Below are 25,446 nucleotides of genomic sequence, written 5' to 3' on the forward strand. Positions count from 1 at the left end.
GTGATGAATATGTATTCAGATATAGTCGGTGCGCTCGGTAAAGAGTGGACAGTCGCTTCTGCCGGAGGTATTACGGGCGAAGCGTATGTAGCGACGACGCGCCAACAGAAGATTTTTGTGAAACGGAATTCTTCTCCATTCTTGGCGATTCTTTCAGCGGAAGGAATTGTTCCGAAACTTCTTTGGACAAAGCGGATGTTTAACGGGGACGTATTAAGTGCCCAACAATTCATTGAAAGCCGCGAACTTTCACCAGAAGATATGAAGCGACCAGATGTCGCGGCACAACTCGGAAAGATTCATGATTCGAAAGAGCTATTATTCATGTTACAACAATTAAATCACACACCGGTGACGCCGCACTTGTTGCTTCATCAGTGTGAGGCATACGAACAAGATGAGACAGATCCTACGATCGGAGAGGCGATTCAATGGTTAAAACACCATTTGCCTAAAGTCGACGAGCAAGAGTTCGTCGTATGCCACTCTGATTTAAATCACAACAATTGGATTGAAGATGAAAACGGTCTTCTCTATTTGACGGATTGGGACGATGCGATCATCGCGGACCGTGCCTTTGATTTGGCGATGGTAGTCTATAGCTATGTCGAAGAGACGGAATGGGAGCGTTGGTTCACGCATTATGGGGTCGAAATTTCGAGTGAGCTTCATAATCGAATGCATTGGTATGCGATTGCCCAAACGATTTTAACGATTTATGGGGAACGAAACGATGCAGCACGAACAGAAGGTTTTCATGTACTGCGCGAATTGATCGATGAGGCGTATGAACGAATCAATTAAAAGGGATGGCTGAGTGCCACCCCTTTTTGAATGTGTTTAGATGTCGTCTGGATTCATGAAGTAAGCCCAAACGAACGTTGCGATGACGCCTGCGAAAAACGTAAGTGGAGCGGCATAAAAAATTAAGAATTGATCTAATGTACTCATCGTATCTAACCTCCTTGTGAAGGATGATTCACGTTCATTAAACTATGATTTCGTGTATAATCGCAAGAGGACTGCTCGTACGGAACGTGCATATTCCCATTAAACTTGAACATTTGATGAACGAAAGGTAGGATTTTCATGCGTTTACGACATAAGCCTTGGGCAAAAGAATATATGGAAGCTCAAGAACACGTATTTATTCAACATCCTGAACAATTAAAAGGGAAGTGGGACGCCGAGTTCGGCAATGACCACCCACTCTTTATCGAGGTCGGTTCAGGGAAAGGACAATTCATTTTAGGGATGGCGAAACAGCACCCGGACGTGAACTTTATCGCAATCGAACTATTTGAAAGCGTAGCTGTCTCAATCGTTCAAAAGCTCGTCGAGACGCCGATGCCGAACGTGAGAGTACTGACGGTTGATGCGAAGCGACTCGTCGAATACTTCGAAGCTGGAGAAGTCGACCGCGTATACTTAAACTTCTCAGACCCGTGGCCGAAAACACGCCATGCGAAACGTCGCTTGACGTACAAGACATTTTTAGCGACATATGAAGCGATTCTTCCGAAAGCAGGGGAGATTCATTTCAAGACGGACAACCGCGGACTCTTTGAATATTCTCTTCAAAGCATGAGTCAATACGGGATGTTCTTCACAGAAATTTCACTTGATTTACATGTAAATGAACCGGAAGATAATATTCGAACAGAGTATGAAGAGCGCTTCAGTGCGCTCGGTCAGCCGATTTATCGAATGGAAGCTGTATTCCGTCCGAAAAATTGACACGCTTTTTTCTTATTTTAATAGTATTTTCTTCACACTTTTTTCTTTCTTCTTGGTACAATAGGAATGACGCTAAACTGGAATAAGAGAAGGGGGAACATGGGGATGTTGAAAAAAGCATGGGCAAGCCTGCTTGCAGTAATCTTCATTCTAACAATCGCACCAATGAATACCTCAGCGAACGAAGCGTTCTTAGACGCACTCGAAGAGGATTTGAAAGCGACGCATTACGATTATAAAGAAGGAACAGCTGAAATCATCAAAGAAGAGACGCTTCGCCATTCAAATGGTAACGAAGTGATCGCGGCTGTCGTAGAACTCGATACGATTCGTGATGGGATCTTCATCACACGTAAAACCGAGTACCATTACTTTGATGCGACAGACAACAAAATCCTTTCATCAGCAGACCTCGTAGAAGTTGAAGGAGCAGCCGAATTCGCAGATGCGAACATCGATATGCTTGGTCATGAAATTGTCTACTGGTTGCCGGTATTGGTATTACTTCTATTGATTGCGATTCCAGCACTCGTTTTGTTCTTGGTCGTACCACGTTTCTATTCAACAAGCTCATATATGAATGCCGTATATGAAAAGAATGACAACCCACGTTAAGACATAAAAGCACCCCGTTCTTCTGAACGGGGTGCTTTTTCATTGTTGCTTCAACTGTTCGACGATATCTGTGAGAGACATGTCGTTTCCTGAGGAAACTGAAGCGATGAATGCACTTTCGACAATCGGACCGTCGAAAAATGCGACCTCGTTACTTCCTTCGTACATGTCGATGGCAAGTTCGGCGTTCATCGTCGCCGAACCGATATCGCTGAGAAGAAGCGCTTCCCCTTCGACTTGGTCGAGTGCCTCCAAGATGCGCGTGACGTCTGTTCCAATCGAACCGTCTTCGAGACCGCCGGCTAGATGGATGGGGACGGATGGCGCCATCTCTTTCATGAGATCTTGGATCCCTTCCGCAATTTTTGTACTGTGCGAGACGATAATCAATTCGACGATGTCAATCGACCTCCTTCATAATCGCGGCTAACAGAATCGAACTGGAGAGGGCACCCGGGTCGACCGTCCCACGCGAATTTTCACCGAAGTAGGAAGCTCGACCTTTCGTTGCCACCATATCTTCCGTTTTTTGCACAAGTTCGTCTAATTGTTGTTTGTAGTCGTCCCCTTGTTTCACATGTTCGAGGAACGGGTCCCAAACGTCGACCATCGTTTTCTGACCGACTTCTGACTTTCCACGTGCTTTAATCGAATCGGAACCTTCTTGGAGTGCTTCTTTGAGAAGATCAAAGTCAGCTTCGGTCGCATCCCCGAACTTGGTCGCCATCTTGACGAAAGCAGAACCATATAATGGACCAGCCGCACCGCCTACTTTCGACATCAGAGTCATGCCTACTTTTTTACTGAGCGCACCGAGAGAGTCATACTCCTCGTCTAAAATGGAAGTGACCGCGTCGAAACCACGAGACATGTTAATCCCGTGATCTCCATCCCCGATGGCACGGTCTAAATCTGTCAGTGTGTCTTTTTGGTCTTCAATTCCGACTTGTGTGTCGCGTAACGCTTGCTTCATCCGATCAATCGTCAACATAAATCAAACACCTCATTCATCAAAGTTTAAATCCAAGTGCTTCCGATGGAGCATCTAGATAAGTGGTCATCTCATCATCAAGCGGTAACAGGGTAATCGAGAATCCGTGCATCTCGAGTGACGTCATGTAGTTACCGACATATTTACGTTTCAGCGTATATCCAGCAGCTTCGAGTTTTTGCGCGACGAAATGATACGTCACATATAGTTCGGACAATGGAGTCCCACCCATTCCATTTACCATGACGGCGACTTCGCCAGGCTCAACTTCTTTTTTCAAATGACTGAGAAGGTCATCAACGATTTGGTCGACATCGCTCGTTGGTTTACGTTCGACACCGCGCTCCCCGTGAATCCCAATCCCGATTTCCATCTCTTCCTCGTTCAAGTCAAAACCAGGCTTTCCACTCACTGGCATGTAGCAAGGCTCTACCGCCATCCCCATTGAGCGGACGTGTGATGCGACTTTTTCCGCAATCGATTTAACTTCCTCAAGTGATTTACCGCTTGCTGCAGCGGCACCTGCGATTTTATGAACGAAGACGGTACCGGCAACACCACGACGGTCTTCCTTGTTTGAAATCGCGACGTCATCAGCGACGACAACATGGTCGACTTTAATCCCGTCTCCTTCAGCCAATTCGGCGGCGAGTTCGAAGTTCATGACATCCCCCGAATAATTTTTGACGATCAACAAAACACCGTTGCCACCGTCAGCTGCTTTGATTCCTTCAAGCACCATGTCCGGAGTAGGGGATGTAAAGACTTCCCCGCAAACTGCCGCATCGAGCATGCCGTCTCCGACATAACCGGCGTGTGCCGGTTCGTGTCCGCTACCACCACCCGAGACGAGCCCGACCTTACCGGATTTTGCACCGTTCGCCCGACGGATGACATTGAATCCTTCGACACGACCGTACAGTTCAGGATGGGCATGGACCATTCCTTCTACCATTTGCGATACGAGTTCACTTGCCTCACCGATTAGCTTTTTCACGCGAGATCACTCCTTTTTTAAATTGAAAACTACCAATTTCAATTTTCCACTCTTTCGCTGCAACTAAACAAAAAAACCGACGAATCATTCGTCGGTTTCGTGTCATGCATATTCGAGTAAAGCGCCAGTCTCAGAGTCGACTGTGAACTCATACGTTTTTTCTTCGTCATTCTCTAGAACCGAGATTCCACCTTTGTAGACATCGTATTCACGACCGTCATACGTATAAATCTCAGGTGATGCAGAGATCCATGCCCCTTGGACATGACCTTTCGCTGAGAAAGCACGTTTTGTGTATTCCAACGCGTTTTCTGCAGATAAGCTACGTTCATCTAAAGCCTTTTTCGTCATAAGTGCGGCAATGACGGCAACCCCGATTCCAATAAACCAATACCTTTTTTTCATATGACTACCTCCCCTTGAACTATGGCTATCATGTACATCGTACCAAAACCTGTACCCGAATGGAATGAAAAGCATTCGCATCCTATCAAAACTTTTGTATATAATGAGACAAGAACGGTTAGGAAGGGATGATAAAAGATGGATCAAAAGACGAGAGATTTATTTAAGACGTTAACAGAACTACCAGGTGCTCCTGGGTTCGAGTCAGAAGTTCGTCAGTTCGTACGTGAACGAATTGAACCACACTCAGATGAAATCGTCACAGATGGCATCGGATCAATTTTTGGGAAACGTGTCGGGGACGAAGCGGGACCTAAAGTAATGGTAGCCGGTCACATGGATGAGGTTGCCTTCATGGTGACACGCATCACGGAGAATGGCATGTTATACATACAACCGCTCGGCGGATGGTGGAGCCAAGTGCTCATGGCACAACGTTTTGACATCATCACTTCGAACGGGAAAATCCCAGGTGTCGTCGCTTCGACACCGCCTCACTTACTCGGACCAGATGCGATGAGTAAACCGATGGACATCAAACAAATGTTCATCGATATCGGTGCCGATTCAAAAGAAGAAGCAGAATCATGGGGAGTACGTCCTGGTGTTCCTGCAGTACCATCGAGCGCTTTTACACCACTTCATCACCCGAAAAAAATTATGGCGAAAGCATGGGATAACCGTTACGGTGTCGGTCTTGCTGTCGAATTGTTAGAAGAGACGACAAAAGCAGATCACCCGAACATCTTGTTCTCGGGTGCTACCGTACAAGAAGAAGTTGGATTACGTGGAGCGCAGACGGCATCTGAATTGATTCAACCAGACGTGGCACTCGTACTCGATGCCTCACCGGCGAACGATGCATCTGGAAGTAAAACGGAGTTTGGACAACTCGGTGAAGGTGCCTTGATTCGAATTTTAGACCGGGTTATGGTTATGTCGCCTGAAATGCGTGACTTCTTGCTCGACACAGCTTCTGATGAAAATATTAAGACGCAGTATTTCGTCTCGCCAGGCGGTACGGATGCTGGACGCGTGCATATGAGTGGCGAAGGTGTGCCGACAGCCGTCATCGGTGTCGCATCACGCTACATCCATACACATGCTTCGATTCTTCATACAGACGACTACGATGCGGCGAAAGCGTTACTAAAAGCGTTGGTCAAACGACTTGACCGTTCGACGCTTGAAACACTCCGTCCGTCTCGCTAAACGTACATGCCGTTCACTCATATTTTTGAGTGGACGGTTTTTTTATGTAGATGTTCTTGCTATTTTAAGAAAACGCCTTATACTGATAGAGGTGTTTATACATATTGTTTACTTGTGTAAAGACATCTGTATGATTGTAAGGAGGATCTCATATGTTCAAGAAAAAAGGAATCTCACTTAGCCCGTCTGTTTATTTTGTGACGGCACTTAGTTATATGGCATTAGGGTTGTTCAGTACATTGATTATCGGTTTGATTATGAAGACGATTGGTGGTCAGCTTGAAGGGACCGCACTTGCGGGAACAAGCACGACGCTCGTTCAAATTGGTGACGTGGCGATGAGCCTGACGGGTCCAGCCATCGGGATTGCGATTGCTTATGCCCTTGAGGCGCCGCCTCTTATTCTATTTTCTGCACTCGTTGTCGGGACGTTCGGATATGAGTTTGGACCTGCCGGTAGTTACGTCGCCACGCTTTTAGCCGTTGAGGTGTCAAAACTTGTATCGAAATCGACGAAACTTGATATTTTGGTGACGCCATTTACGACAATCGCAGTCGGTTTCTTCACAGCGACATATATCGGAAAATATGTTGGGATGTTCATGACGCAGCTCGGTAGTTGGATCGAGTGGGGTACTGAGCAACAACCATTGTTCATGGGAGTCGTCGTAGCGACACTCATGGGATTGGCACTGACTGCGCCGATTTCGAGTGCAGCCATCGCTTTGATGCTTGGGTTGAATGGTATTGCGGCTGGTGCCGCGACGGTCGGATGTGCAGCTCAAATGATTGGGTTTGCGATTACGAGTTATCGCGATAACGGAGTCGGCGGAGCGATTGCGCAAGGAATCGGTACGTCGATGCTCCAAGTCGGGAATATCGTGAAAAATCCGTGGATTCTTTTACCCCCTACATTAGCTGGGGCTGTCCTCGCACCAATTGCGATTCTATTGTTTGAATTAGAAAGTGTGGCAGCCGGGGCAGGGATGGGGACGAGTGGACTCGTCGGACCGATTGTCATGCTTGAAACGATGGGCTTTAGTTGGTACACATTTATCATTGTCCTCGGCCTCCTAGTCATTGGACCTGCTCTGTTAAGTTATGCGGTCTATGCTGTATTGAGAAGGACTGGACGCATTCAGCCGAACGATATGAAAATTGACTATTAAAAAAAGGCGCCGTTTGAAGCAAACGGCGCCTTTTTCGTGTCATCCGATACCGAATAAGACTTTGACAGAATCAACCGTTTCGCGAGGGACACGGAAGCTGATGAGGAACAGTAGAAGGACGATCACATAAATCGGGATCAAATATCGTTTTCGTACAATCGGTAAATGACGGGCGAGTTGCTTGAGCCACTTTTCGAGGACATAAATGACGGCGAAGCCCACAACAAGCCAAATCAAGATCTCGAGTCTCGTTTTATCGGTATCAATAAATAAATATCCATATCGCAAAATGGCGAGCATCCCAAAGACACCGACCATCTGTTCGAGCGGATGTTTCATTTCAGGATTCAATTTTTCTCGTGTCAATTTCATATGGTTTCACCTGTTTCAACTAGTTTCGGCTTTGATTATAACAAACAGCAGAGCAGAATGTGTGACAGGACTTATGCTATTATAAGTGAGGAAAAAGCAAACAGGAGTGGTTAATCATGAAACAACTATCAACAATGGCAGAATATACAGAAGCAAAAGAATCAAAAAGTATTTTCATGTTCTCGGCAACATGGTGTGGAGATTGCCGTTTCCTCGACCCGTTCATGCCTGAAATCGAACAGAAATTTGAAGACTGGACGTTTTATTACGTCGACCGTGATGAGTTTATGGAACTCGCGCAAGAGCTCGATATTTTTGGTATCCCAAGCTTTGTCGCCTTTGAAAATGGAAAGGAAATCGATCGCTATGTCGGTCGCGAACGGAAGACACCGGAACAGGTCGAAGCATTTTTGAATGGATTAGGGTGACCCTATATGGAACGGAATGAGTTAAGACGTTATTTAGAAGCGAATTTCAAAGAGGACTATCGCACATCTTATGACCGCGAGAATGAGGTATTGCGCGTCGAACGGAAAGCTGATCGCTTTGGTGTGAATATTCGACTCGCACCAATCGTCGCGAAAGCGAAAACGCGGGGCAAAGTGGCAGTCGATGAAGTCATCGAATATATCGAGTCGGCAATGAAGGCAGATGATCAGATCTCACTCGCTGGAAAATTAGATGCCATCTATCCGGTCATTCGTTCGAACTCGTTTGCAAAGACGACGAAAAGTGGGGAACCGCTAATTTTCAGTCCGCATACGGCGGAGACCGCCATCTTTTACGCGCTCGATCGCGGAAACGGCTATCGTTTAATCGAGGAGAAGCATGTATCCGGTGATTTGACGCTTGAAACGATTGAGCGCATCGCCCGGGAAAACGTCAAAAAACTCCCGACCGAGATGAAACAAGATGAAGTTGCCGGCAACCCATTCTACTTTTTATCGACGCGAGACGGCTACGAGGCATCGCGCATTTTAAACGATGATTTTCTTCGAATGATGGAGCGCCGAGTCGAAGGGGATATGCTCGTCGGTGTACCGCATCAAGATGTGATGATCATCGCCGATATCCGAAACGACCAAGGGTATGATGCGATGCAACAATTGATGTTTGACTTCTTTACGAATGGTCGTGTCCCAGTGACTGCACTCGCCTTTCATTATGAGGCAGGGCAGCTTGAACCGATTTTTATTGTCGGAAAAAAGACCCCGCCATCGAACACATAATCTGATAAAATAAGTGAGATGAGTTTGAAAGAAGGGACGTAGGAACGTATGCAAATGAATGTGTTTTATAACCGAGAAGGAATCGGCGATGTACTCATGGTGTTATTGAAAGAGGGAGAACGTCACCATCAATCTGTAGAACGAACAGGTGACGTTGCCATCGTCAAATCTGAAGACGGAGCCGTTAACGGATATAATGTGTTTCAAGCAAGTGAGCATTTTGAAGTCACAGGTTGGAACGGTCCGGTTGATTTGACGACGGAATTGGTTGAACAGGTACAAGCTGTCTTGAAGGAACATGGAATTGACGAAGACTTCTCATGGGTAGATGTGACACCGAAGTTTGTCGTCGGTTATGTGGAAAGTGCGGAAAAACATCCGGATGCGGATAAGTTATCCGTTTGCCAAGTTCAAATCGACCAAGGCACTGTGCAAATCGTATGTGGCGCACCAAACGTCGCGACTGGCCAAAAGGTAGTCGTAGCCAAACCAGGAGCGGTCATGCCGACCGGTTTGATTATTCGACCATCCGCACTTCGCGGAGAGAGCTCACATGGAATGATTTGCTCGGCGCGTGAATTAAATCTTCCGAATGCCCCGCAAGAAAAAGGGATTTTAGTATTAGATAACGAATATGAAGTAGGTACAGCATTTGAAATCGGTCGCTAAACTCGACCGGTTTTTTGTTAAATATGGATTGAGTGAAAAAGCGAGGAATCAAGTATGGATGCATATGAACGTTCATTGAAACAACAAGCAGATCGAATCAAACGAGAGCTGTCGAGAGAAGGACAGCCGGTCTCACCACCTCCGAAGGTAGATATCACCGATGAATTCATTCCGACTGATGTTCCTTCACCGATTTACGGATATGCCCGTCCAAAACCGAAGATTGTTCTACCGGTCGAGCATTCTCCTGAAACGAGAGAACCGGTCGAAATGAGCACAGCATCTGAAGTGGTTCTGCCAGAAGAGTCACTTCAAGATGAAGAGACCACTAATACGATAAGTCCTGAAATAGACGCAGAACATGTTGAAGACATTTCCGGGGAAACAACCGAAGAAGAAAAATCGATTCTCGGTCAGGTTTCGATTTTAGATAACGGTTTCTCGTCCGTCTTTATGCAATCGACGGATTTATCCCGTTCGAAAAAAGAAGAGGTCGAGGAAGTTCATCAAAGTGCAGCGCCAGAAGAAAGTTTAGACTCCGACGGTTCTGCGGAACAAATCGGAGAGTCGATTGAGCAGATTGCAGAAAAATTACAAACATCATCTGAACAAGAAGAATTACCGGCTGACACCGAATTAACACCGGCTGTTCAAGTTTCGTTTAAAGCCGACCAACCGCCTGTAAATGTGATGATGACGCCAAAAGATCGCATGGCGATGTACCGTAGCCGACGACTTGCACAAAAAAACAATAATCTGTAATAGCACGACTCAGTGAGTTTTGCTATAATGACAAAGGTTTGTCGCATTTTGACGAGCCGCAATGAATTAGGGGGGCTATTTACAGATGAACCGTTATCACTTCGTCGGAATTAAAGGAACGGGCATGAGTCCTTTAGCTCAAATTTTATTTGATATGAATAATGAGGTCCGTGGATCGGACGTTGAAAAAGCATTTTTTACAGAAGAAGCATTGAAACGAAAAGGGATTGAAATTTTGCCATTCGACCCTGAAAATATTTCTGAAGATCAAATCGTCGTACAAGGAAACGCGTTCAGCGACGATCATCCAGAAATCGTACGCGCGCGTGAACTCGGATTGACGATTTATAAGTACTACGAGTTTTTAGGTGAGCTCGCGAATCATTACACAAGTGTCGCCATCACAGGGTCACACGGTAAAACATCGACTACAGGTTTGCTTGCCCACGTCATGCGTGGAATCGAACCGACATCATTCTTGATTGGTGATGGAACAGGTGAAGGTGTTGCCGATTCGAAGAACTTTGTCTTCGAGGCTTGCGAATATAAGCGTCACTTCTTATATTACCGTCCAGACTATGCCATCATGACAAATATCGACTTTGACCATTCGGATTACTTCTCTGGTTTAGACGATGTCATCGATGCATTCCAGGAGATGGCGAAACAAGTGAAGAAAGGAATCATTGCCTGTGGTGATGATGAGAACCTTCAGCACATTCAAGCGAACGTTCCACTCGTTTATTACGGGTTTGGGACGCATAACGACTTCCGTGCAGAAAACGTTACGTCGACAGAGAACGGAACGACGTTCGATGTCTTTTTACGTGATGATTTCTACGGAACGTTCCGCATTCCTGGATACGGCGACCATAGCGTGTTGAACGCACTTGCTGTCATCGCTACGTGTGATTACGAGAACTTACCGAAAGAGTTGGTGAAAGAGCGTCTTGCATCATTCAACGGGGTGAAGCGTCGTTTTAGTGAATCAACGCTTAACAATCAAATACTCGTTGACGATTACGCACACCACCCACGTGAGATTAGTGCAACGGTCGAAGCAGCTCGGAAGAAGTATGGAGAACGGGAAGTCGTTGCGATTTTCCAACCACATACGTACACACGTCTTAAATCATTCATGGATGACTTTGCAACAGCATTGGCTGAAGCAGATACGGTCTATCTTTGTGATATCTTCGGTTCAGCCCGTGAACAAGAAGGGACTGTCACAATCGAGGACCTTCAATCACGCATCGACGGTGCGCATATTTTGAAACGTGGTGGTACGAGCGTCTTACGCAATCATGACAAGGCAGTACTGTTGTTCATGGGTGCAGGTGACATCCAAACGTATCAACGTGAATATGAAGAAATCGTAAAACTTGAAGCATAAGACGGGGGAGGGACGAATGTCTCTCCTTTTTTATGTTTAGCCAACCAAAATCTCGGTAATAGTAGTATCGATGAATATGACAAAGGAGATGTTTGGAATGGCTAGTCAAGGTGCACTCAATACGTTAAACAAGGAAGTCGCAAACTATGGGTTACTGTTTGTGAAACTGCATAATTATCATTGGTACATTAGCGGTCCTCACTTCTTTACGTATCATGAGAAACTCGAAGAGCTCTATAACTTAGTGGCGGAACTCTACGATGACGTAGCGGAAAGACTTCTTATGAATGACGGTGAACCGTTTGCGACGATGAAAGAGTATTTGGAGCACTCGACGCTGACAGAAGGTGATCGTCATGCGGAAACGGATCAGATGATTAAAGATATCATCAACGACTTCAAACAAATTCGCCAAGAGATGCAAGATGCGATGGAAAACTTTGAAGACGGGGATGAAGCGATTGAAGATACGTTCGTCTCTCATATCGAGCGACTCGAAAAAGAAATTTGGATGATGTCTGCCGCACTCGGTAAAAAAACAAAATTGTAACCACAAAAATGGTGCGCCTTCGACAGGCGCACCATTTTATATTATTTCAAGTTTTCGGGATTGAGTGGAAGCAACGCATCGATGACGAAACGTCCGTCTTTACGAATGAGGACATCATCGAACCAGATCTCACCACCACCATAATCCGGGCGTTGGATGTTGACGAGGTCCCAGTGAACTGACGAATTATTGCCATTATAGGCATCGTCATACGCTTGACCTGGCGTGAAGTGGAAGCTGCCGTCAATTTTCTCATCGAAGAGGATATCTTTCATCGGATGTTGAATGTATGGGTTCACACCGATTGCGAACTCACCGACGTAACGAGCTCCTTCATCTGTATTGAATACTTCATTGATTCGTTCTGTATCATTGGCCGTCGCGTCCACGATTTTGCCGTCTTTGAACGTCAACTTCACATTCTCGAACGTGAATCCTTGGTATGGAGATGGAGTGTTGTACGTGATTACGCCATTGACCGAATCTTTTACCGGTGCCGTAAACACTTCACCGTCTGGAATGTTCATTTGACCAGAGCACTTGATTGCCGGAATATCTTTAATAGAGAACGAGAGGTCCGTTCCTGGTCCTTTCAATGTGACACGGTCCGTCTTGTTCATCAATTCGACTAATCCGTCCATTGCACGGTCCATTTTGCCGTAGTCGAGTGTACATACATTGAAGTAGAAGTCTTCGAACGCTTCGGTTGATTTACCTGCCAATTGTGCCATTGATGGAGAAGGGTAACGAAGTACGACCCATTTCGTCCCTTTGACGCGGTCTTCCGTGTGCATTTTACCGAGTGTGGCACCGACGAGTTTTTGTTGCTCACTCGGCACATCAGAGAGTTCGTTAATGTTATCACCGGCACGTAAGCCGATGTACGCATCCATTGCCTGCATCTGTTTCCGTTCGATGTCAGCCATGAGTTCGAGTTGCTCACGACTTGCTCCCGTATACAATTTGCGTAAGATGCGGCTTTCTTTCAACAAGACGAATGGGTGTCCGCCGGCCTCATATGCTTTTTCGACGAGTGCCTCGACGAGCGATTCCTCTACGCCAAAATTCTCAATCAGTACTTTTTCCCCCGGTTGTAACTTGACGGAATAATTGATTAAACCGTCTGCTAATTGTGTAATTCTTGGATCTCTCACACGACCACCCCTAATTATTTTTATGAATTTCTATTTTAGTGTAATCGAAAACATAAAAACGGGTAAAGGAATAATCAGACCGAATGGCGAAAACGATTGTAGCAAATCTTTTCAGTCATAATGGTGCTATAATGAAACAAGAAACGATTGAATAGGAGGAATGGATTGAATGGAGATCACATTAGGAGGCATCGCCGGCCTGATTGCGGCCCTCGCGTTTGTCGTACTCGTCATCTTCTTGGCACGTGTCTTATCGAATGTAAACCGTACACTCGGTAGCGTCGCCAATACGACAGAAAACTTAGAACGCCAGCTCGACGGAATCACAATGGAAGTGACGGCGCTCTTACATAAGACGAACCGTCTCGTTGACAACGTGGAAGAAAAAACAGAGTTGCTCGCACCTGTTGCTCATGCACTCGACGAATTAGGTACATCACTGAACGAGGTAACCGAATCGGTCCGAACCGTCTCAACTTCTGTCCACTCGGCAGCGGATGAAAACAAAGAACAGATTGCTCAAGCGGTTCGATGGGGATCGGTCGCGGTAGAATTGTTCAAGAAAAACAAACCAGAATCTTCAACTACGAAAGAACGTCCACGTCGTCGAACGCGACGTGAAAAGAAAGAAGAAGCACCTGTATCGCCCGACATGATTAACACGGAAGATACGATCAAATAACGATACATCGGGGAGGAACTCACACATGACAGACCAAAAACAACCAACAGACAAGAATCAATCAAGTAGTGGATTTTTGACGGGTGTCATTCTTGGAGGGATCGTCGGAGCGGCTGTCGCACTATTGACATCACCGAAAAGCGGACGGGAAGTAAGAACATACCTAGACGAAAAGACATCTACATCGCGTGAACGATTGACTGTCAAATCGAAGGAAATGCGTGAGAAGGCAGAGCCAGTCGTCGGCGAGTGGATTAAAGTGGCGAGCGATAAAGCGGCACCGGTCCTCAATATCGTGAAAGATAAGGCGCGTGAAGCGGCCGAATTGAAACAACAAATGGACGAGGATGACCTCTCAATCGAAGAAGCGATGGAGAAAGCGGATCAACTCGTCGCGGAAGCGGAATCCGAAGTGAAAGAACAGATGGACCGCGCGGCTGAAGAAGAGACGACGGACTCATCACTTGAATCTGAGTCGGACGATACACTCGAAGCACCTGTTAATGAGATGCTCGATGATGAGTCGAAAGAAGAACTCAATGATTTGAAGAAAGACCTTAAAAAAGAAGAATGATGTAAAAGGACCGAACGCATTCGGTCCTTTTTTGGTGATTTTGTGACGTAGAAGGTTTCCTTATGACAAAGCGCACAAAGTTCGATATAATTAGGTTTCTGGAAAGAACGGCTTAAGAATGTGAGGGAAACGAATGAGTCCACAAGATCAATTGAATCGATTACGTCGAGAAATGGATGAATTGAACCATGAAATGCTCGACTTGCTGAGTCGGCGTGGTGCACTTGCCGTCGAAATTGGAAAAATCAAACGTCTTCAAGGCGTCGAACGATACGACCCGGTCCGGGAACGAGAGATGCTCGATTTCATCGCAGCTTCGAATCAAGGACCGTTCGAAACGTCACGTCTTCAACATATTTTTAAAGAAGTATTCAAAGCGTCTGCTGAACTGCAAGGCGAAGACCGGGATAAGACGTTACTCGTTTCGCGTAAACGTCAACCGGAAGATACGTTGGTCCATGTGAAGGACGTGACGATTGGGAATGGACGTCCGCAGCTGATTGCGGGGCCATGTGCCGTCGAATCGTTCGAACAAGTGAACGCGGTCGCAGAGAAGCTCGCCTTGTCTGGAGTGAAAGTGATGCGAGGCGGGGCATACAAACCACGTACATCGCCGTATGACTTCCAAGGCTTAGGTTTTGAAGGGTTGAAAATGCTGAAGGCAGCAGCGGACCGTCATGATTTACGCGTCATCACGGAGATCATGACGCCAGGAGCAGTCGAGTCGGCCTTGCCATATGTCGATATCATTCAAGTTGGTGCCCGGAATATGCAAAACTTTGATTTGTTGAAAGAAGTCGGTAAGACAGACAAACCGGTCTTGTTGAAGCGTGGATTATCCGCTACAATCGAAGAGTTCATTTATGCGGCAGAGTACATTATGGCGAGTGGGAACAGCCAAGTCATCTTGTGCGAACGAGGGATTCGGACGTATGAGCGTGCGACACGCAATACGTTAGATATCACGGCGGTGCCGATTTTGAAACAAGAGACGCATTTACCGGTTATGGTAGATGTCACCCATTCGACAGGTCGTCGTGACTTGTTGTTGCCGGCTGCGAAAGCGGCACTTGCCATTGGGGCAGACGGTGTCATGGTCGAAGTACACCCGAATCCTGCCATTGCATTATCGGATGCGCAACAACAATTGGATTTCGATCAATTCGATCAATTTGTGGAAGGACTAACGGTCCAGTTTCCTCAACTTGATTTGGTGAAAAAGTAAGCTTTCCAAATGGAAACGTTTTATATCGCATGAAGACAGGGTAAATGGATGACAGATACCTGTCTTCCTTTTTTAAGACGTTTTATGAAAACTTTTTGAAAATCATGACTTGTAGGAGGAGTAGTTTATGAATAGTAACAACGTAACGATTTACGATGTCGCACGAGAAGCCGGGGTGTCTATGGCAACCGTCTCTCGTGTCGTCAACGGAAACCCGAACGTCAAACCAACGACACGTAAGAAAGTACAAGATGCGATTGACCGTCTCGGTTATCGTCCGAACGCCGTCGCACGTGGACTAGCAAGTAAGAAAACGACGACGGTCGGTGTCATCGTACCGGACATCTCAAACATTTTCTTCGCCGATTTGGCACGAGGCATTGAAGATGTGGCGACGATGTACAAATACAACATCATCCTTGGAAACTCGGATTCAAGTCGTGACAAAGAAGTCCATTTATTGAATACGCTATTAGGGAAACAAGTAGACGGCATCATCTTCATGGGTGGACGCTTGCATGAAGATCTCGTCGAAGAGTTCAAAAAATCACCGGTTCCAATCGTTCTCGCAGCGACGTTGAACCAAGGATATGACCTCCCGGCCGTCAACATCGATTATGAGCAAGCAGCATATGACGCGACTCAGATGTTGATCAACCACGGACATGACCGTGTTGGGTTCATCACTGGGCCGCTCGAGCAACAGATCAATGGCGAGAAGAAATTCGCAGGATACCGTCGCGCCCTTGAAGATGCAGGTCTTCCATTCCACGACAACGATATGATTCTTGGGAATTACACATACGCATCAGGTCTTGAAGCGATGCAAAAAATGTTGCAGCGAGACGATTGCCCGAAAGCAATCTTTGCTGGGACTGATGAGATGGCCCTCGGTGTCATCCATGCCATTCAAGATGCCGGCTTCTCGGTTCCGAACGACTTTGAAGTCGTCGGTCACGATAACACGCGTCTCGCGACGATGATTCGTCCGAAGTTGACGACTGTCGTTCAACCGATGTACGATATCGGAGCCGTCGCGATGCGTCTTTTGACAAAGATCTTGAACGCAGAAGAAATCGAAGAGAAAAACGTCGTGCTTCCTCACCGGATCGAGCGTCGTGATTCGCTTCGTCAAGACTAATGAAAAGCCTCCCCATCCGTCACATCATGTGAGGGATGGGGAGGCTTATTTTTATAGGTAAATTGACTTTCGATCATTTGAGATAAACGGCCAAAAGGCTCGTTTCGTGACTTCCCAATTTTTTTCTTCGATTTGTTGACGTCGTGGGATATGGTCAAACGCATAAAGAGAGTCGTCCCACTGAGTAGGCAACGGTTGACCAGCGATACTTGACCATTGCTCAATCCACTCTTGCGGGATATCCCCAGAATAGGGCGCTTCTCTCGTCAACCCTGCCCATACTTGAGCCCAAGCGCGTGGCACGGCACGATACCAGTCATACCCACCGCCACCAAGGGCGACGAGACGGCCATCTGTATATTCATCAGCCAGGCGTGAGGCAATCTGTGGGATTTGTTCAAACGTCCGTATCGTTGATGCCAGATGGGTGAGCGGATCAAAGACATGGGCGTCTGCACCGTTTTGGGTCAAGATGATATCGGGTTTAAACCATTCGCACGCCTCGCGCAAGACAGTCTCATAGCACGTCAAGAAAGAATCATCTTGCGTGAACGCATCGACCGGTACATTCCAACTGTAGCCGTATCCTTTGCCGTTCCCTCGTTCTGTCACCATTCCGGTGCCGGGGAACAAATAGCGTCCCGTCTCATGAATCGACAGTGTCATCACGTCATCATCGTCATAGAAGAGCCATTGAACGCCGTCTCCATGATGCGCATCGGTATCCACATAAAGGACGCGCGACCCGTATTGTTTCCTGACATGAGCAATCGCGACGGCTGCATCATTGTATACACAAAATCCGGATGCCTTGCGTCGCATGCCATGATGTAAACCGCCACCGACATGGAAAGCGCGCTCCGCTTTCCCGCTCGCGACCAAGTCGAGCGCATGAATCGTCCCACCGACAAGGCGAGCGGCCCCCTCATGTATCGTCGGAAAGATAGGTGTGTCTTCCGTACCGAGACCAAACTTATTCGCTTTCAGCGTAGAAAGTTCTCCTGTAGCCGCAGCTTGGACGGCTTCGATATAATCGAGATCGTGAACGAGCGCTAACTCTTCAACCGAGGCGAGTGGAGGAGACACACATTCCGATTTGGAAAGTTTTCCGGCTGCAATCAAAAGCGATGTCGTCAATTCAAGTCGTAGCGGATTGAACGGATGATCCTCATGAAAGCGATAAGACGTCTCGTCTTCGCCAAATATGTAAATCGGTCTCATCGCGACATCTCCGGACCGAGGACATCATAGCCTTCGCGTTTCAACCGTTCGATGATTCGGAGCGGGTTCATCGTCTGGACGCGGAACGAGATGATGCGCTTATACGGATCGCTCGTCGGATGAACGAAGACGTTGATGATATTGACGTTCGTTTTGGCGAGGAGTCGGGTTACTTTTTCGAGTGTACCGGTCGTATTTTCGACGAGGATCTCAATTTGCGAACTTGGTTCGAGTGCGCCGGTCAATTGTACGAAATATCGTAATAAATCGGTCTCAGTTAATACACCGACGAGTTTCCCTTGTTCGACGATGGGGAGACAGGTTAGCCGGTTTTCATAAAACAAAGCAGCAGCATCTTCAAAAAAGTCGAAAGGATGTGCTGTCGGTACCTCGGATCGCATGATGCTCGATACAGGGTTTTGAAAGTCTGCATTTTCACTTTCGGGATGAAAGACGCTCGTCGCACCACTCATCTCGAATTGTCCGACAATCCCGACGACTTGGCGGGCCGGATTAGTCACAATCAAATGTCGGACACGATGCTCGCGCATCAATTTGGCGGCATGAGCAATCGTATTGGTCGGTTGAATCGTCACGACATGTCGATTCATCATCTGTTCGATTAGCATGAAATCCCTCCTTAGTCGTACATGAATCGCCGGCGAAGCCGTAGCGAATCAAAATGGTCAATGGATTCTTGGCGCACGTTTTTGCCGATGCGAGCCATCAAACAGTTGGCAGGGTGAGAGGCGATTTCAGGATCGTCTGTCGGGAAGAAGACAAGTCCACCGTGATTCATCATCTTCTCCATGACTTTTCGATAATCCCAAATCGAGAGTCCGCTACCTTTCAAATCCCAGTGCCAATAATATTCGGTCGTCAAAATTAAAAAGTCATCCATATGTGGGTCCATCATCGATACTTCGAGTAATTGTTTCCCAATTCGTTGACCACGGAAGCGGGGACTCACCTCGATTGCCCCAAGTTCAAGAATGTATGGGTCGTTTCCTTCACTCCACCGCTCATATGGGTCAGGATAGAGGAATGTCACGTAACCGATCACGAGATCATCCTGTCTGGCGACAATGATTCTTCCTTCTTTCAACCCAGCAATATCGACAAGAGCCTCGTGCTGATCTTCTGGTTCACGAAAAGCCGTCAATCCTTCATCAAGACGATACGTCTGCAACACGTCGGGCGCAACCGGACCGTCAATCGTGACGTCACCTTGTGAGGTCTGCCACACTTTTGAATGATATTGTTTTTCCATTGGGTCACCACCTTTTCCACCTCTTATTATAGCGCTTTCATCAAGTAGGAATCATCCTGTTTTGATGAAATTGGAAATTCATTGATTTGTCATAATTTTAACACTATACTGAAAGTGGTTATACCAATCTGTACAGGGGAGGCGAATCTTTAGCGATGGAAAAATTGAAAGCGTTAACAGGGGAACATCAATTAGCGTCGTATGAAGAGGCTTGTCAGTCGTTTGAATGGACACAAGCAGAAGCTTTATTTTCTTGGAACTTAACGGGGAAGGTCAATTTGGCATACGAAGCAATCGATCGTCATGCGGAAAGTGAATTGGCGACGAAAGTGGCATTGCTCTATTTCGATGGGGATCGGGAAGAGCGCTACACGTATGCGGATATGAAGCAAGAAAGTAATCGTTCTGGAAATGTTCTGAAGTCGATTGGTGTGGAGAAAGGCGACCGCGTCTTTATCTTTATGCCACGTCAACCAGAACTTTATTTTATTTTACTCGGTGCCATCAAACTCGGTGCCATCGTAGGACCGTTGTTTGAGGCGTTCATGGAACAGGCAGTACACGATCGATTGCTCGACTCTGAAGCAAAAGTGATCGTGACAACGAAAGAACTGTTGCCACGTGTACCGGTCGACCAATTGCCGCACCTCGAGACGATTCTGCTCGTCGGTGACGATGTCGAAGAGTCGGAGAAAGTGCTTGACTATCGGAAATTGGCGAACGAGGCGACGACAGAACTCGGGTTAACATGGGTCGATCGAGAAGATGGTCTGATTTTACACTATACATCGGGATCAACAGGGAAGCCAAAAGGGGTCCTTCACGTTCATAACGCCATGATTCAACATATGATGACCGGTAAATGGGTGGTTGACCTTCAGCCAGACGATATTTACTGGTGCACCGCTGACCCAGGCTGGGTAACCGGGACGAGCTACGGGATTTTTGCGCCGTTCTTGAACGGGGCGACGAACGTCATCGTCGGGGGACGATTCAACCCTGAGTTCTGGTATTCGGTCATCGAACGATTCGGTGTGACGGTCTGGTATAGTGCACCGACGGCGTTCCGCATGCTTATGGGTGCGGGCGATGAGGCGTTTGAAAAGTATGACTTATCGTCACTAAGACACATTTTATCAGTCGGTGAGCCGTTGAATCCTGAAGTCATTCGTTGGGGGCACGAAGCGTTCGACCTCCGGATCCACGATACGTGGTGGATGACAGAAACCGGCGCGATGATGATTTGTAACTATCCGACGATGGACATCAAACCTGGTTCAATGGGGAAACCGATCCCAGGATGTGAAGCTGCCATTTTGGATGACCGGGGTCAACCACTTCCGCCACACCGAATGGGGAACTTGGCACTCAAGACGCCTTGGCCATCGATGATGCGGAAGATTTGGAAGAACGATGCGAAGTATGAGAGCTATTTCTGGGGAGATTGGTACGTATCGGGCGACTCGGCTTACATGGATGAAGATGGATACTTCTGGTTCCAAGGACGTGTGGATGACGTCATCATGACGGCTGGAGAACGCGTCGGTCCGTTTGAAGTCGAAAGCCGACTCGTAGAGCACCCGGCTGTCGCTGAGGCAGGTGTCATCGGGAAACCGGACCCAATCCGAGGTGAAATCATCAAAGCATTCATTGCGCTCCGGAAAGGCTATGAGCCGTCAGATGAGTTAAAACAAGAAATCCAGCAATTCGTCAAAGAGGGATTAGCTGCGCATGCGGCACCACGTGAAATTGAATTCAAAGACAAGTTGCCGAAAACGCGAAGCGGTAAGATCATGCGTCGCGTCTTGAAAGCTTGGGAGTTGAATTTGGAGACAGGTGACCTCTCGACGATGGAAGATTGAGATATACAAAACGGTCGACACGCGATGTGTCGACCGTTTGTTTATGCACCGTCCGAATCGGTGTCCTCTTCAGCTGGTTGATCGGCTTCTTGTTGAGCCTCTTCTTCAGCTTTCTTCTTCGCTTCTTCCTCGGCTTTCTTCTTCGCTTCTTCCTCAGCTTTCTTCTTCGCTTCTTCCTCAGCTTTCTTCTTTGCCTCGGCTTCAGCTTTTGCTCTAGCTTCTTCTTCAGCTTTTTTCTTAGCGGCAGCATCGGCAGCGGCTTCTTGTTTCTTCTCTTCAGCCTCTTCCTTCGCTTCCTCCGCCTCTCGTTTCTTCTCTTCTTCTTCCTTCTTCTTCTCTTCCTCTTCTTTTTCTTTCTCTTCTACTTTCTTCTTCTCAGAGAATGAACCAGAGTCTTTGAAGTCTTTTGCAGTTACGCTAGAAGGTTGATTGAAGCGAGAACCTGTATTGAATAGTTCTGGATTGTTCGCATAAACTTCATTTACAGTTTGTGCCCAAATGCGTTGAGTGCGTTGATAATACGGTCCATAAGGATACGCATCAGTCATACCAAGTTCCTGGCTATCATAGCCTGACCATACAGCAAGAGTGACTTCTGGTGTCGAGGCTACTAGATATGAGTCACGTTTCAATTGTGTTGTACCGGTTTTCCCCATCCAATCTCCAGGAACATTCATAAGCGATCTTGCATATGTGGCAGTTCCTGATGTGAAAACATCGCGAAGCATATCGACTACGAGGTATGATGTTCGATCTTCGTAAATTTGTGTTTTCTTAGCTTCGGCCTTGAAGATTGTTTCTCCATTAAATTCAATTTTATCAATGAAATAAGGTTCAACATGTTCTCCGTAATTGGCAAGCATTGCATAAGAAGATGCTAAGTTAACTGGGCTTACTTCACCCACACCTAATGCCATTGAAGACGCTTTGCGGTTAACATCGGATACTTCAATTCCCATATCAACAAGATGTTGAGTATCAGCCATCATTTGATTACGTTCTTCGTAAATTTTAACGGCAGGAACGTTTAAAGAAAGTTTAAGCGCATCGCGCACGGTGACTGGACCACGATATGTTTTCCCTTCATTAATTACTGGAGATTTGCGATTACTATAATCAAACTTATAAAAGTATTCTTCATCAATAATTTGTGTAGCGGGTGTAATCATGCCAGCTTCGATTGCACTAGCATATACGAGTATTGGTTTTGCCGTTGATCCAATCTGACGAGTCATTCTAACTGCATGATTGTATTCTTCGGTCTTGCCGTTAATGTATCGCCCACCTACAAAGCCGAGAACTCTTCCAGTTTTGTTCTCTAACATGACACTCGCAGTCTGTTCTGGATAATTTTTACCATCTAAATTTTTTGTGGGTCCAAAATTATCTGCATTTTTTGCAGGTTTCTGCATGGATTCATGGATATCGCGGTCAAGGGTCAAATGAATATTATATCCACCTTGACGTAATGCATTGTGTGCACGTTTCGCGTAACTTGAGCGAATTTCATCTCGTTCTTTTGGTTCAAGGTCATTTACGTTAATGCCGTCTTGAGCGAGTAAATAGTCTGTGACAATCGCTCGGGCTTCTTGCTCAGCTAAATCAATAACGTACGGATACTTATCCCGTGGCTTCGACTGTGTCTTCATGAAGTCTTGAGTAATATCATAGTTATACGCTGCGTCATACTCTTCTTGTGTAATCTTCCCAGCGACATACATCCGGTTCAAGACGGTCTTCATTCGGTTGACCGCACCTGACACATCTTCTTTAATGACCCCACCTTGATAGTAAGGTGTATAGAAGAATGGGTTTTTCGGAATACCTGCTAAAAATGCTGCTTGTGGAAGCGTTAATTTCTCGGCAGATGTATTGAAGACGCCGTTTGCAGCGGCTTCGATACCTGAAATGTTACGTCCCATCGAGTTACGACCGAATGAGACGACGTTTAGGTAGGCATTTAAAATCTCATCCTTATCCATCGCTTTTTCAAGACGAAGGGCAAGTAGGATTTCTTTTGCTTTCCGTTCGAACGATACTTCATTCGTCAACATTTGGTTTTTAATCAACTGTTGCGTCAAGGTCGAACCACCTGTGCGATCCTCTGACCCTGTCGCTTCTTGTAAGATGGCACGTAGCGTCGCTTTCGGCACGACTCCGTCGTGTTCATAGAATTCAACGTCCTCTGTCGCGAGAAGCGCATCAATAACGAATGGTGATACTTTTTCTACAGGGATTGGAACTCGGACTTCATCGGTCGTATAGTTCCCGATGCGTTCACCGCTCCCGAAATAAATATTTGACGTCGACGTATACGTATTGATTTGTGACGTCATCGTTTTATAGGCAGGGGTCGGCATATCTTTGACAAGGGATGCGAAATATCCGACACCGATTCCGGCACCTAAAAATCCGATTAGTACAACAGAAATGATGGTGAGGAGTAAGACGTTCCACGACACATCATAGATCACATTGGCATAGCGACGTGTTTTCATGGACGTCGGATTATTCCATAAGTCTCGAATCTTCTGCAGCATGACAGCCTCCTTAATATGGTGTAAAACTATTTTAGACAGTAATATATTCGATTATAGCACAATTCAACCTACACCTTACCTTGAAACCGAAGTCTCGTGCAAGTTTCATTATGGGAGTTGACAAGTTGAAAACGATGCTTATAAAATGAATAGCATAGTCAACAATATCATGACGCGATGAAGAAAGCGAAGTAGTCGGTGGGCCTCTTGTCCAGAAAGCTAGTGGTTGCTGTGAACTAGCCAATGCCAAACGATGAATTACACTTTCAGAGCGTGCCTTTAGGCCGGTTCGAGACCGTTATCTCTCGCTCAAGCGGTCGCAAATTGCGACAAGTAGGGTGGTACCGCGGAATCTCCGTCCCTTCTCATATGAGAAGGGACGTTTTTTTTATGTTAATCGAAGGAGTGGAACAGATGGAACTATTAAAAGACTTAGAGTTTCGAGGACTTGTCAACCAAATGACAGATGAAGAAGGATTGAAAGAACAACTTAAGCAACCGACGACGTTGTACACGGGATTTGACCCGACAGCTGACTCGCTTCATATCGGGCACTTGCTCCCGATTTTGACGCTAAAACGTTTCCAACAAGCAGGCCATCAGGTCATCGCGCTCGTCGGTGGGGCGACAGGTATGATTGGAGACCCGTCAGGTCGTTCGGATGAACGTTCATTGAACACGTTAGATACGGTCAAACTCTTCTCGGACCGCATCAAAGATCAGTTGAGCCGATTCCTTCCGCTTGAAGGGGAGAACCCGATCACGATTCGCAACAACTACGAATGGACGGGAGAGATGTCAATCATCGATTTCCTTCGCGACATCGGGAAGCACTTCCCAATCAGTTACATGCTTGCGAAAGATTCCGTCGATTCACGCATGGAGAACGGGATCTCGTACACAGAGTTCTCATACATGTTGCTCCAATCTTACGACTTCTTGAAACTATATGAGACAGAGAAATGTCGTCTTCAAGTCGGTGGAAGTGACCAATGGGGGAACATCACGGCAGGTCTTGAATTGATTCGTCGCTTCGGCCATTCAGAAAAAGCGTTCGGCCTTACGGTTCCCCTCGTCACAAAGTCGGACGGACAGAAGTTCGGGAAGACAGCCGGCGGTGCGGTCTGGTTAGACGCTGACAAGACGTCGCCATACGAGTTCTACCAGTTCTGGATCAACGTCGACGATGCGGATGTCATCAAGTTCATCAAATACTTCACGTTCATGTCGCATGAAGAGATTGAAGCACTTGCGACTGAAGTGGCAGAAGCACCTGAGAAGCGTGTGGCGCAGCGCCGTCTCGCAGAAGAGATGACGAAGCTCGTCCATGGTGAAGCAGGTCTTGAACAAGCGGAACGCATCACGACAGCATTCTTTAGCGGAGATTTGACGTCGCTTCAACCAGAAGACATGGAAGATGCTTTCAAAGGAATGCCGCAATTCGAGCTTGACGGCGAGCGCAACATCGTCGACCTCCTCGTCGAGGCGAAGATCTCACCATCGAAACGTCAGGCACGTGAAGATGTGACGAACGGAGCGATTTACTTGAACGGCGAACGCGAACAAGCGCTTGATAAAGTCGTCACGCGCGAAGACACACTCGGTGAATTTACAATCATTCGTCGCGGTAAGAAAAAGTACTTTGTGATTCGTCACGTATAATCATCACGTCCATT

At 46.7% G+C, this 25,446-nt stretch carries 28 protein-coding genes and 1 other annotated feature; of the genes, 17 read left to right on the plus strand and 11 right to left on the minus strand.

Annotated elements, in window-relative coordinates:
* The first annotated feature begins 9 nt into the window (after positions 1–9).
* The gene (locus AC5LIL_RS05040) at positions 10–804 is read left to right on the plus strand and encodes a phosphotransferase family protein (protein ID WP_214693342.1); all 795 of its coding nucleotides are present in this window, start codon (positions 10–12) and stop codon (positions 802–804) included.
* Positions 805–840: 36 nt separating this feature from the next.
* Here the strand turns inward: AC5LIL_RS05040 and AC5LIL_RS05045 are convergent, their stop codons facing one another.
* On the minus strand, positions 841–951 hold the full coding sequence (locus tag AC5LIL_RS05045; RefSeq protein WP_012726769.1) for a hypothetical protein: 111 nt from the start codon (positions 949–951) through the stop codon (positions 841–843).
* Positions 952–1,089: 138 nt separating this feature from the next.
* Between AC5LIL_RS05045 and trmB the strand changes: the two genes are divergently transcribed.
* Positions 1,090–1,737, plus strand: coding sequence for a tRNA (guanosine(46)-N7)-methyltransferase TrmB (trmB, locus tag AC5LIL_RS05050; protein ID WP_074033469.1), 648 nt, complete (start codon positions 1,090–1,092; stop codon positions 1,735–1,737).
* Positions 1,738–1,842: 105 nt separating this feature from the next.
* Positions 1,843–2,352: a hypothetical protein gene (locus tag AC5LIL_RS05055; RefSeq protein WP_499825128.1), complete on the plus strand. Its 510-nt coding sequence runs from the start codon at positions 1,843–1,845 to the stop codon at positions 2,350–2,352.
* Positions 2,353–2,391: 39 nt separating this feature from the next.
* Here AC5LIL_RS05055 and dhaM read toward each other — a convergent pair whose 3' ends face one another.
* The 4 genes from dhaM to AC5LIL_RS05075 form a co-directional block, all read right to left on the minus strand.
* On the minus strand, positions 2,392–2,742 hold the full coding sequence (gene dhaM / locus AC5LIL_RS05060; RefSeq protein WP_499825130.1) for a dihydroxyacetone kinase phosphoryl donor subunit DhaM: 351 nt from the start codon (positions 2,740–2,742) through the stop codon (positions 2,392–2,394).
* A 10-nt stretch (positions 2,743–2,752) separates the two neighbouring features.
* Positions 2,753–3,343 carry a dihydroxyacetone kinase subunit DhaL gene (gene dhaL / locus AC5LIL_RS05065; RefSeq protein WP_499825131.1) on the minus strand — a complete coding sequence of 197 codons (591 nt, stop codon included), beginning with the start codon at positions 3,341–3,343 and terminating at the stop codon, positions 2,753–2,755.
* Between the two features lie 19 nt (positions 3,344–3,362).
* The gene (gene dhaK / locus AC5LIL_RS05070) at positions 3,363–4,340 is read right to left on the minus strand and encodes a dihydroxyacetone kinase subunit DhaK (protein ID WP_214746387.1); all 978 of its coding nucleotides are present in this window, start codon (positions 4,338–4,340) and stop codon (positions 3,363–3,365) included.
* A gap of 102 nt (positions 4,341–4,442) precedes the next feature.
* Positions 4,443–4,745 carry a PepSY domain-containing protein gene (locus AC5LIL_RS05075; protein WP_012726763.1) on the minus strand — a complete coding sequence of 101 codons (303 nt, stop codon included), beginning with the start codon at positions 4,743–4,745 and terminating at the stop codon, positions 4,443–4,445.
* 138 nt (positions 4,746–4,883) lie between these two features.
* On the opposite strand from AC5LIL_RS05075, the gene AC5LIL_RS05080 reads away from it, so the two are divergent.
* Complete coding sequence (locus AC5LIL_RS05080) at positions 4,884–5,957, plus strand: M42 family metallopeptidase (protein WP_214782140.1); 1,074 nt, start codon at positions 4,884–4,886, stop codon at positions 5,955–5,957.
* Between the two features lie 152 nt (positions 5,958–6,109).
* Positions 6,110–7,126 (plus strand): PTS sugar transporter subunit IIC, encoded by a 1,017-nt coding sequence (locus tag AC5LIL_RS05085; protein WP_499825132.1) that lies wholly within the window; start codon positions 6,110–6,112, stop codon positions 7,124–7,126.
* A 39-nt stretch (positions 7,127–7,165) separates the two neighbouring features.
* Here AC5LIL_RS05085 and AC5LIL_RS05090 read toward each other — a convergent pair whose 3' ends face one another.
* Positions 7,166–7,498 carry a hypothetical protein gene (locus tag AC5LIL_RS05090; protein ID WP_214693325.1) on the minus strand — a complete coding sequence of 111 codons (333 nt, stop codon included), beginning with the start codon at positions 7,496–7,498 and terminating at the stop codon, positions 7,166–7,168.
* Between the two features lie 116 nt (positions 7,499–7,614).
* Here AC5LIL_RS05090 and AC5LIL_RS05095 point away from each other — a divergent pair, with 116 nt between their 5' ends.
* The 6 genes from AC5LIL_RS05095 to AC5LIL_RS05120 all read left to right on the plus strand — a co-directional run bounded on the left by AC5LIL_RS05095 (position 7,615) and on the right by AC5LIL_RS05120 (position 12,101).
* Complete coding sequence (locus AC5LIL_RS05095; RefSeq protein WP_074033461.1) at positions 7,615–7,926, plus strand: thioredoxin family protein; 312 nt, start codon at positions 7,615–7,617, stop codon at positions 7,924–7,926.
* 6 nt (positions 7,927–7,932) lie between these two features.
* Positions 7,933–8,727: a DUF1444 family protein gene (locus AC5LIL_RS05100; protein WP_214693323.1), complete on the plus strand. Its 795-nt coding sequence runs from the start codon at positions 7,933–7,935 to the stop codon at positions 8,725–8,727.
* 54 nt (positions 8,728–8,781) lie between these two features.
* Positions 8,782–9,396, plus strand: coding sequence for a YtpR family tRNA-binding protein (gene ytpR / locus AC5LIL_RS05105; RefSeq protein WP_499825134.1), 615 nt, complete (start codon positions 8,782–8,784; stop codon positions 9,394–9,396).
* A 54-nt stretch (positions 9,397–9,450) separates the two neighbouring features.
* Positions 9,451–10,158, plus strand: a complete 708-nt coding sequence (locus AC5LIL_RS05110; protein WP_499825135.1) for a hypothetical protein — start codon at positions 9,451–9,453, stop codon at positions 10,156–10,158.
* 85 nt (positions 10,159–10,243) lie between these two features.
* Entirely contained in the window at positions 10,244–11,551 is a 1,308-nt protein-coding gene (gene murC / locus AC5LIL_RS05115) for a UDP-N-acetylmuramate--L-alanine ligase (protein WP_214693311.1), read from the plus strand.
* A gap of 97 nt (positions 11,552–11,648) precedes the next feature.
* A complete protein-coding gene (locus AC5LIL_RS05120) occupies positions 11,649–12,101 on the plus strand; it encodes a Dps family protein (protein WP_214693309.1) in 453 nt (150 codons plus the stop codon).
* A 41-nt stretch (positions 12,102–12,142) separates the two neighbouring features.
* On the opposite strand, the gene AC5LIL_RS05125 is transcribed toward AC5LIL_RS05120, so the two are convergent.
* Positions 12,143–13,255: an aminopeptidase gene (locus AC5LIL_RS05125; RefSeq protein WP_214746407.1), complete on the minus strand. Its 1,113-nt coding sequence runs from the start codon at positions 13,253–13,255 to the stop codon at positions 12,143–12,145.
* A 169-nt stretch (positions 13,256–13,424) separates the two neighbouring features.
* On the opposite strand from AC5LIL_RS05125, the gene AC5LIL_RS05130 reads away from it, so the two are divergent.
* The 4 genes from AC5LIL_RS05130 (at position 13,425) to ccpA (ending at position 16,877) form a co-directional block, all read left to right on the plus strand.
* The gene (locus AC5LIL_RS05130) at positions 13,425–13,937 is read left to right on the plus strand and encodes a DUF948 domain-containing protein (protein ID WP_499825138.1); all 513 of its coding nucleotides are present in this window, start codon (positions 13,425–13,427) and stop codon (positions 13,935–13,937) included.
* A 25-nt stretch (positions 13,938–13,962) separates the two neighbouring features.
* Complete coding sequence (locus AC5LIL_RS05135; RefSeq protein ID WP_427372562.1) at positions 13,963–14,511, plus strand: YtxH domain-containing protein; 549 nt, start codon at positions 13,963–13,965, stop codon at positions 14,509–14,511.
* Positions 14,512–14,644: 133 nt separating this feature from the next.
* Positions 14,645–15,736, plus strand: a complete 1,092-nt coding sequence (locus AC5LIL_RS05140; RefSeq protein ID WP_214741397.1) for a bifunctional 3-deoxy-7-phosphoheptulonate synthase/chorismate mutase — start codon at positions 14,645–14,647, stop codon at positions 15,734–15,736.
* 127 nt (positions 15,737–15,863) lie between these two features.
* Positions 15,864–16,877, plus strand: a complete 1,014-nt coding sequence (gene ccpA, locus AC5LIL_RS05145) for a catabolite control protein A (protein WP_214746416.1) — start codon at positions 15,864–15,866, stop codon at positions 16,875–16,877.
* A gap of 51 nt (positions 16,878–16,928) precedes the next feature.
* Here the strand turns inward: ccpA and AC5LIL_RS05150 are convergent, their stop codons facing one another.
* Genes AC5LIL_RS05150 through AC5LIL_RS05160 form a run of 3 tightly spaced genes read right to left on the minus strand, consistent with a single transcriptional unit; the run spans position 16,929 to position 19,368 of the window.
* Positions 16,929–18,098, minus strand: coding sequence for an acetoin utilization protein AcuC (locus tag AC5LIL_RS05150; RefSeq protein ID WP_499825140.1), 1,170 nt, complete (start codon positions 18,096–18,098; stop codon positions 16,929–16,931).
* Complete coding sequence (locus AC5LIL_RS05155; protein ID WP_012726747.1) at positions 18,095–18,727, minus strand: acetoin utilization AcuB family protein; 633 nt, start codon at positions 18,725–18,727, stop codon at positions 18,095–18,097. The genes AC5LIL_RS05150 and AC5LIL_RS05155 overlap by 4 nt, the downstream gene beginning before the upstream one ends.
* 11 nt (positions 18,728–18,738) lie before the next feature.
* A complete protein-coding gene (locus AC5LIL_RS05160; protein WP_214693289.1) occupies positions 18,739–19,368 on the minus strand; it encodes a GNAT family N-acetyltransferase in 630 nt (209 codons plus the stop codon).
* 155 nt (positions 19,369–19,523) lie between these two features.
* Between AC5LIL_RS05160 and acsA the strand changes: the two genes are divergently transcribed.
* Entirely contained in the window at positions 19,524–21,230 is a 1,707-nt protein-coding gene (acsA, locus tag AC5LIL_RS05165) for an acetate--CoA ligase (RefSeq protein WP_499825141.1), read from the plus strand.
* 41 nt (positions 21,231–21,271) lie between these two features.
* On the opposite strand, the gene AC5LIL_RS05170 is transcribed toward acsA, so the two are convergent.
* Positions 21,272–23,770, minus strand: a complete 2,499-nt coding sequence (locus AC5LIL_RS05170; RefSeq protein WP_499825142.1) for a transglycosylase domain-containing protein — start codon at positions 23,768–23,770, stop codon at positions 21,272–21,274.
* Between the two features lie 168 nt (positions 23,771–23,938).
* Positions 23,939–24,136: a binding site (T-box leader), on the plus strand.
* A 48-nt stretch (positions 24,137–24,184) separates the two neighbouring features.
* Between AC5LIL_RS05170 and tyrS the strand changes: the two genes are divergently transcribed.
* The gene (gene tyrS, locus AC5LIL_RS05175) at positions 24,185–25,432 is read left to right on the plus strand and encodes a tyrosine--tRNA ligase (RefSeq protein ID WP_499825143.1); all 1,248 of its coding nucleotides are present in this window, start codon (positions 24,185–24,187) and stop codon (positions 25,430–25,432) included.
* Positions 25,433–25,446: the final 14 nt, after the last annotated feature.

Source organism: Exiguobacterium sp. RM11 (genome assembly GCF_059821525.1).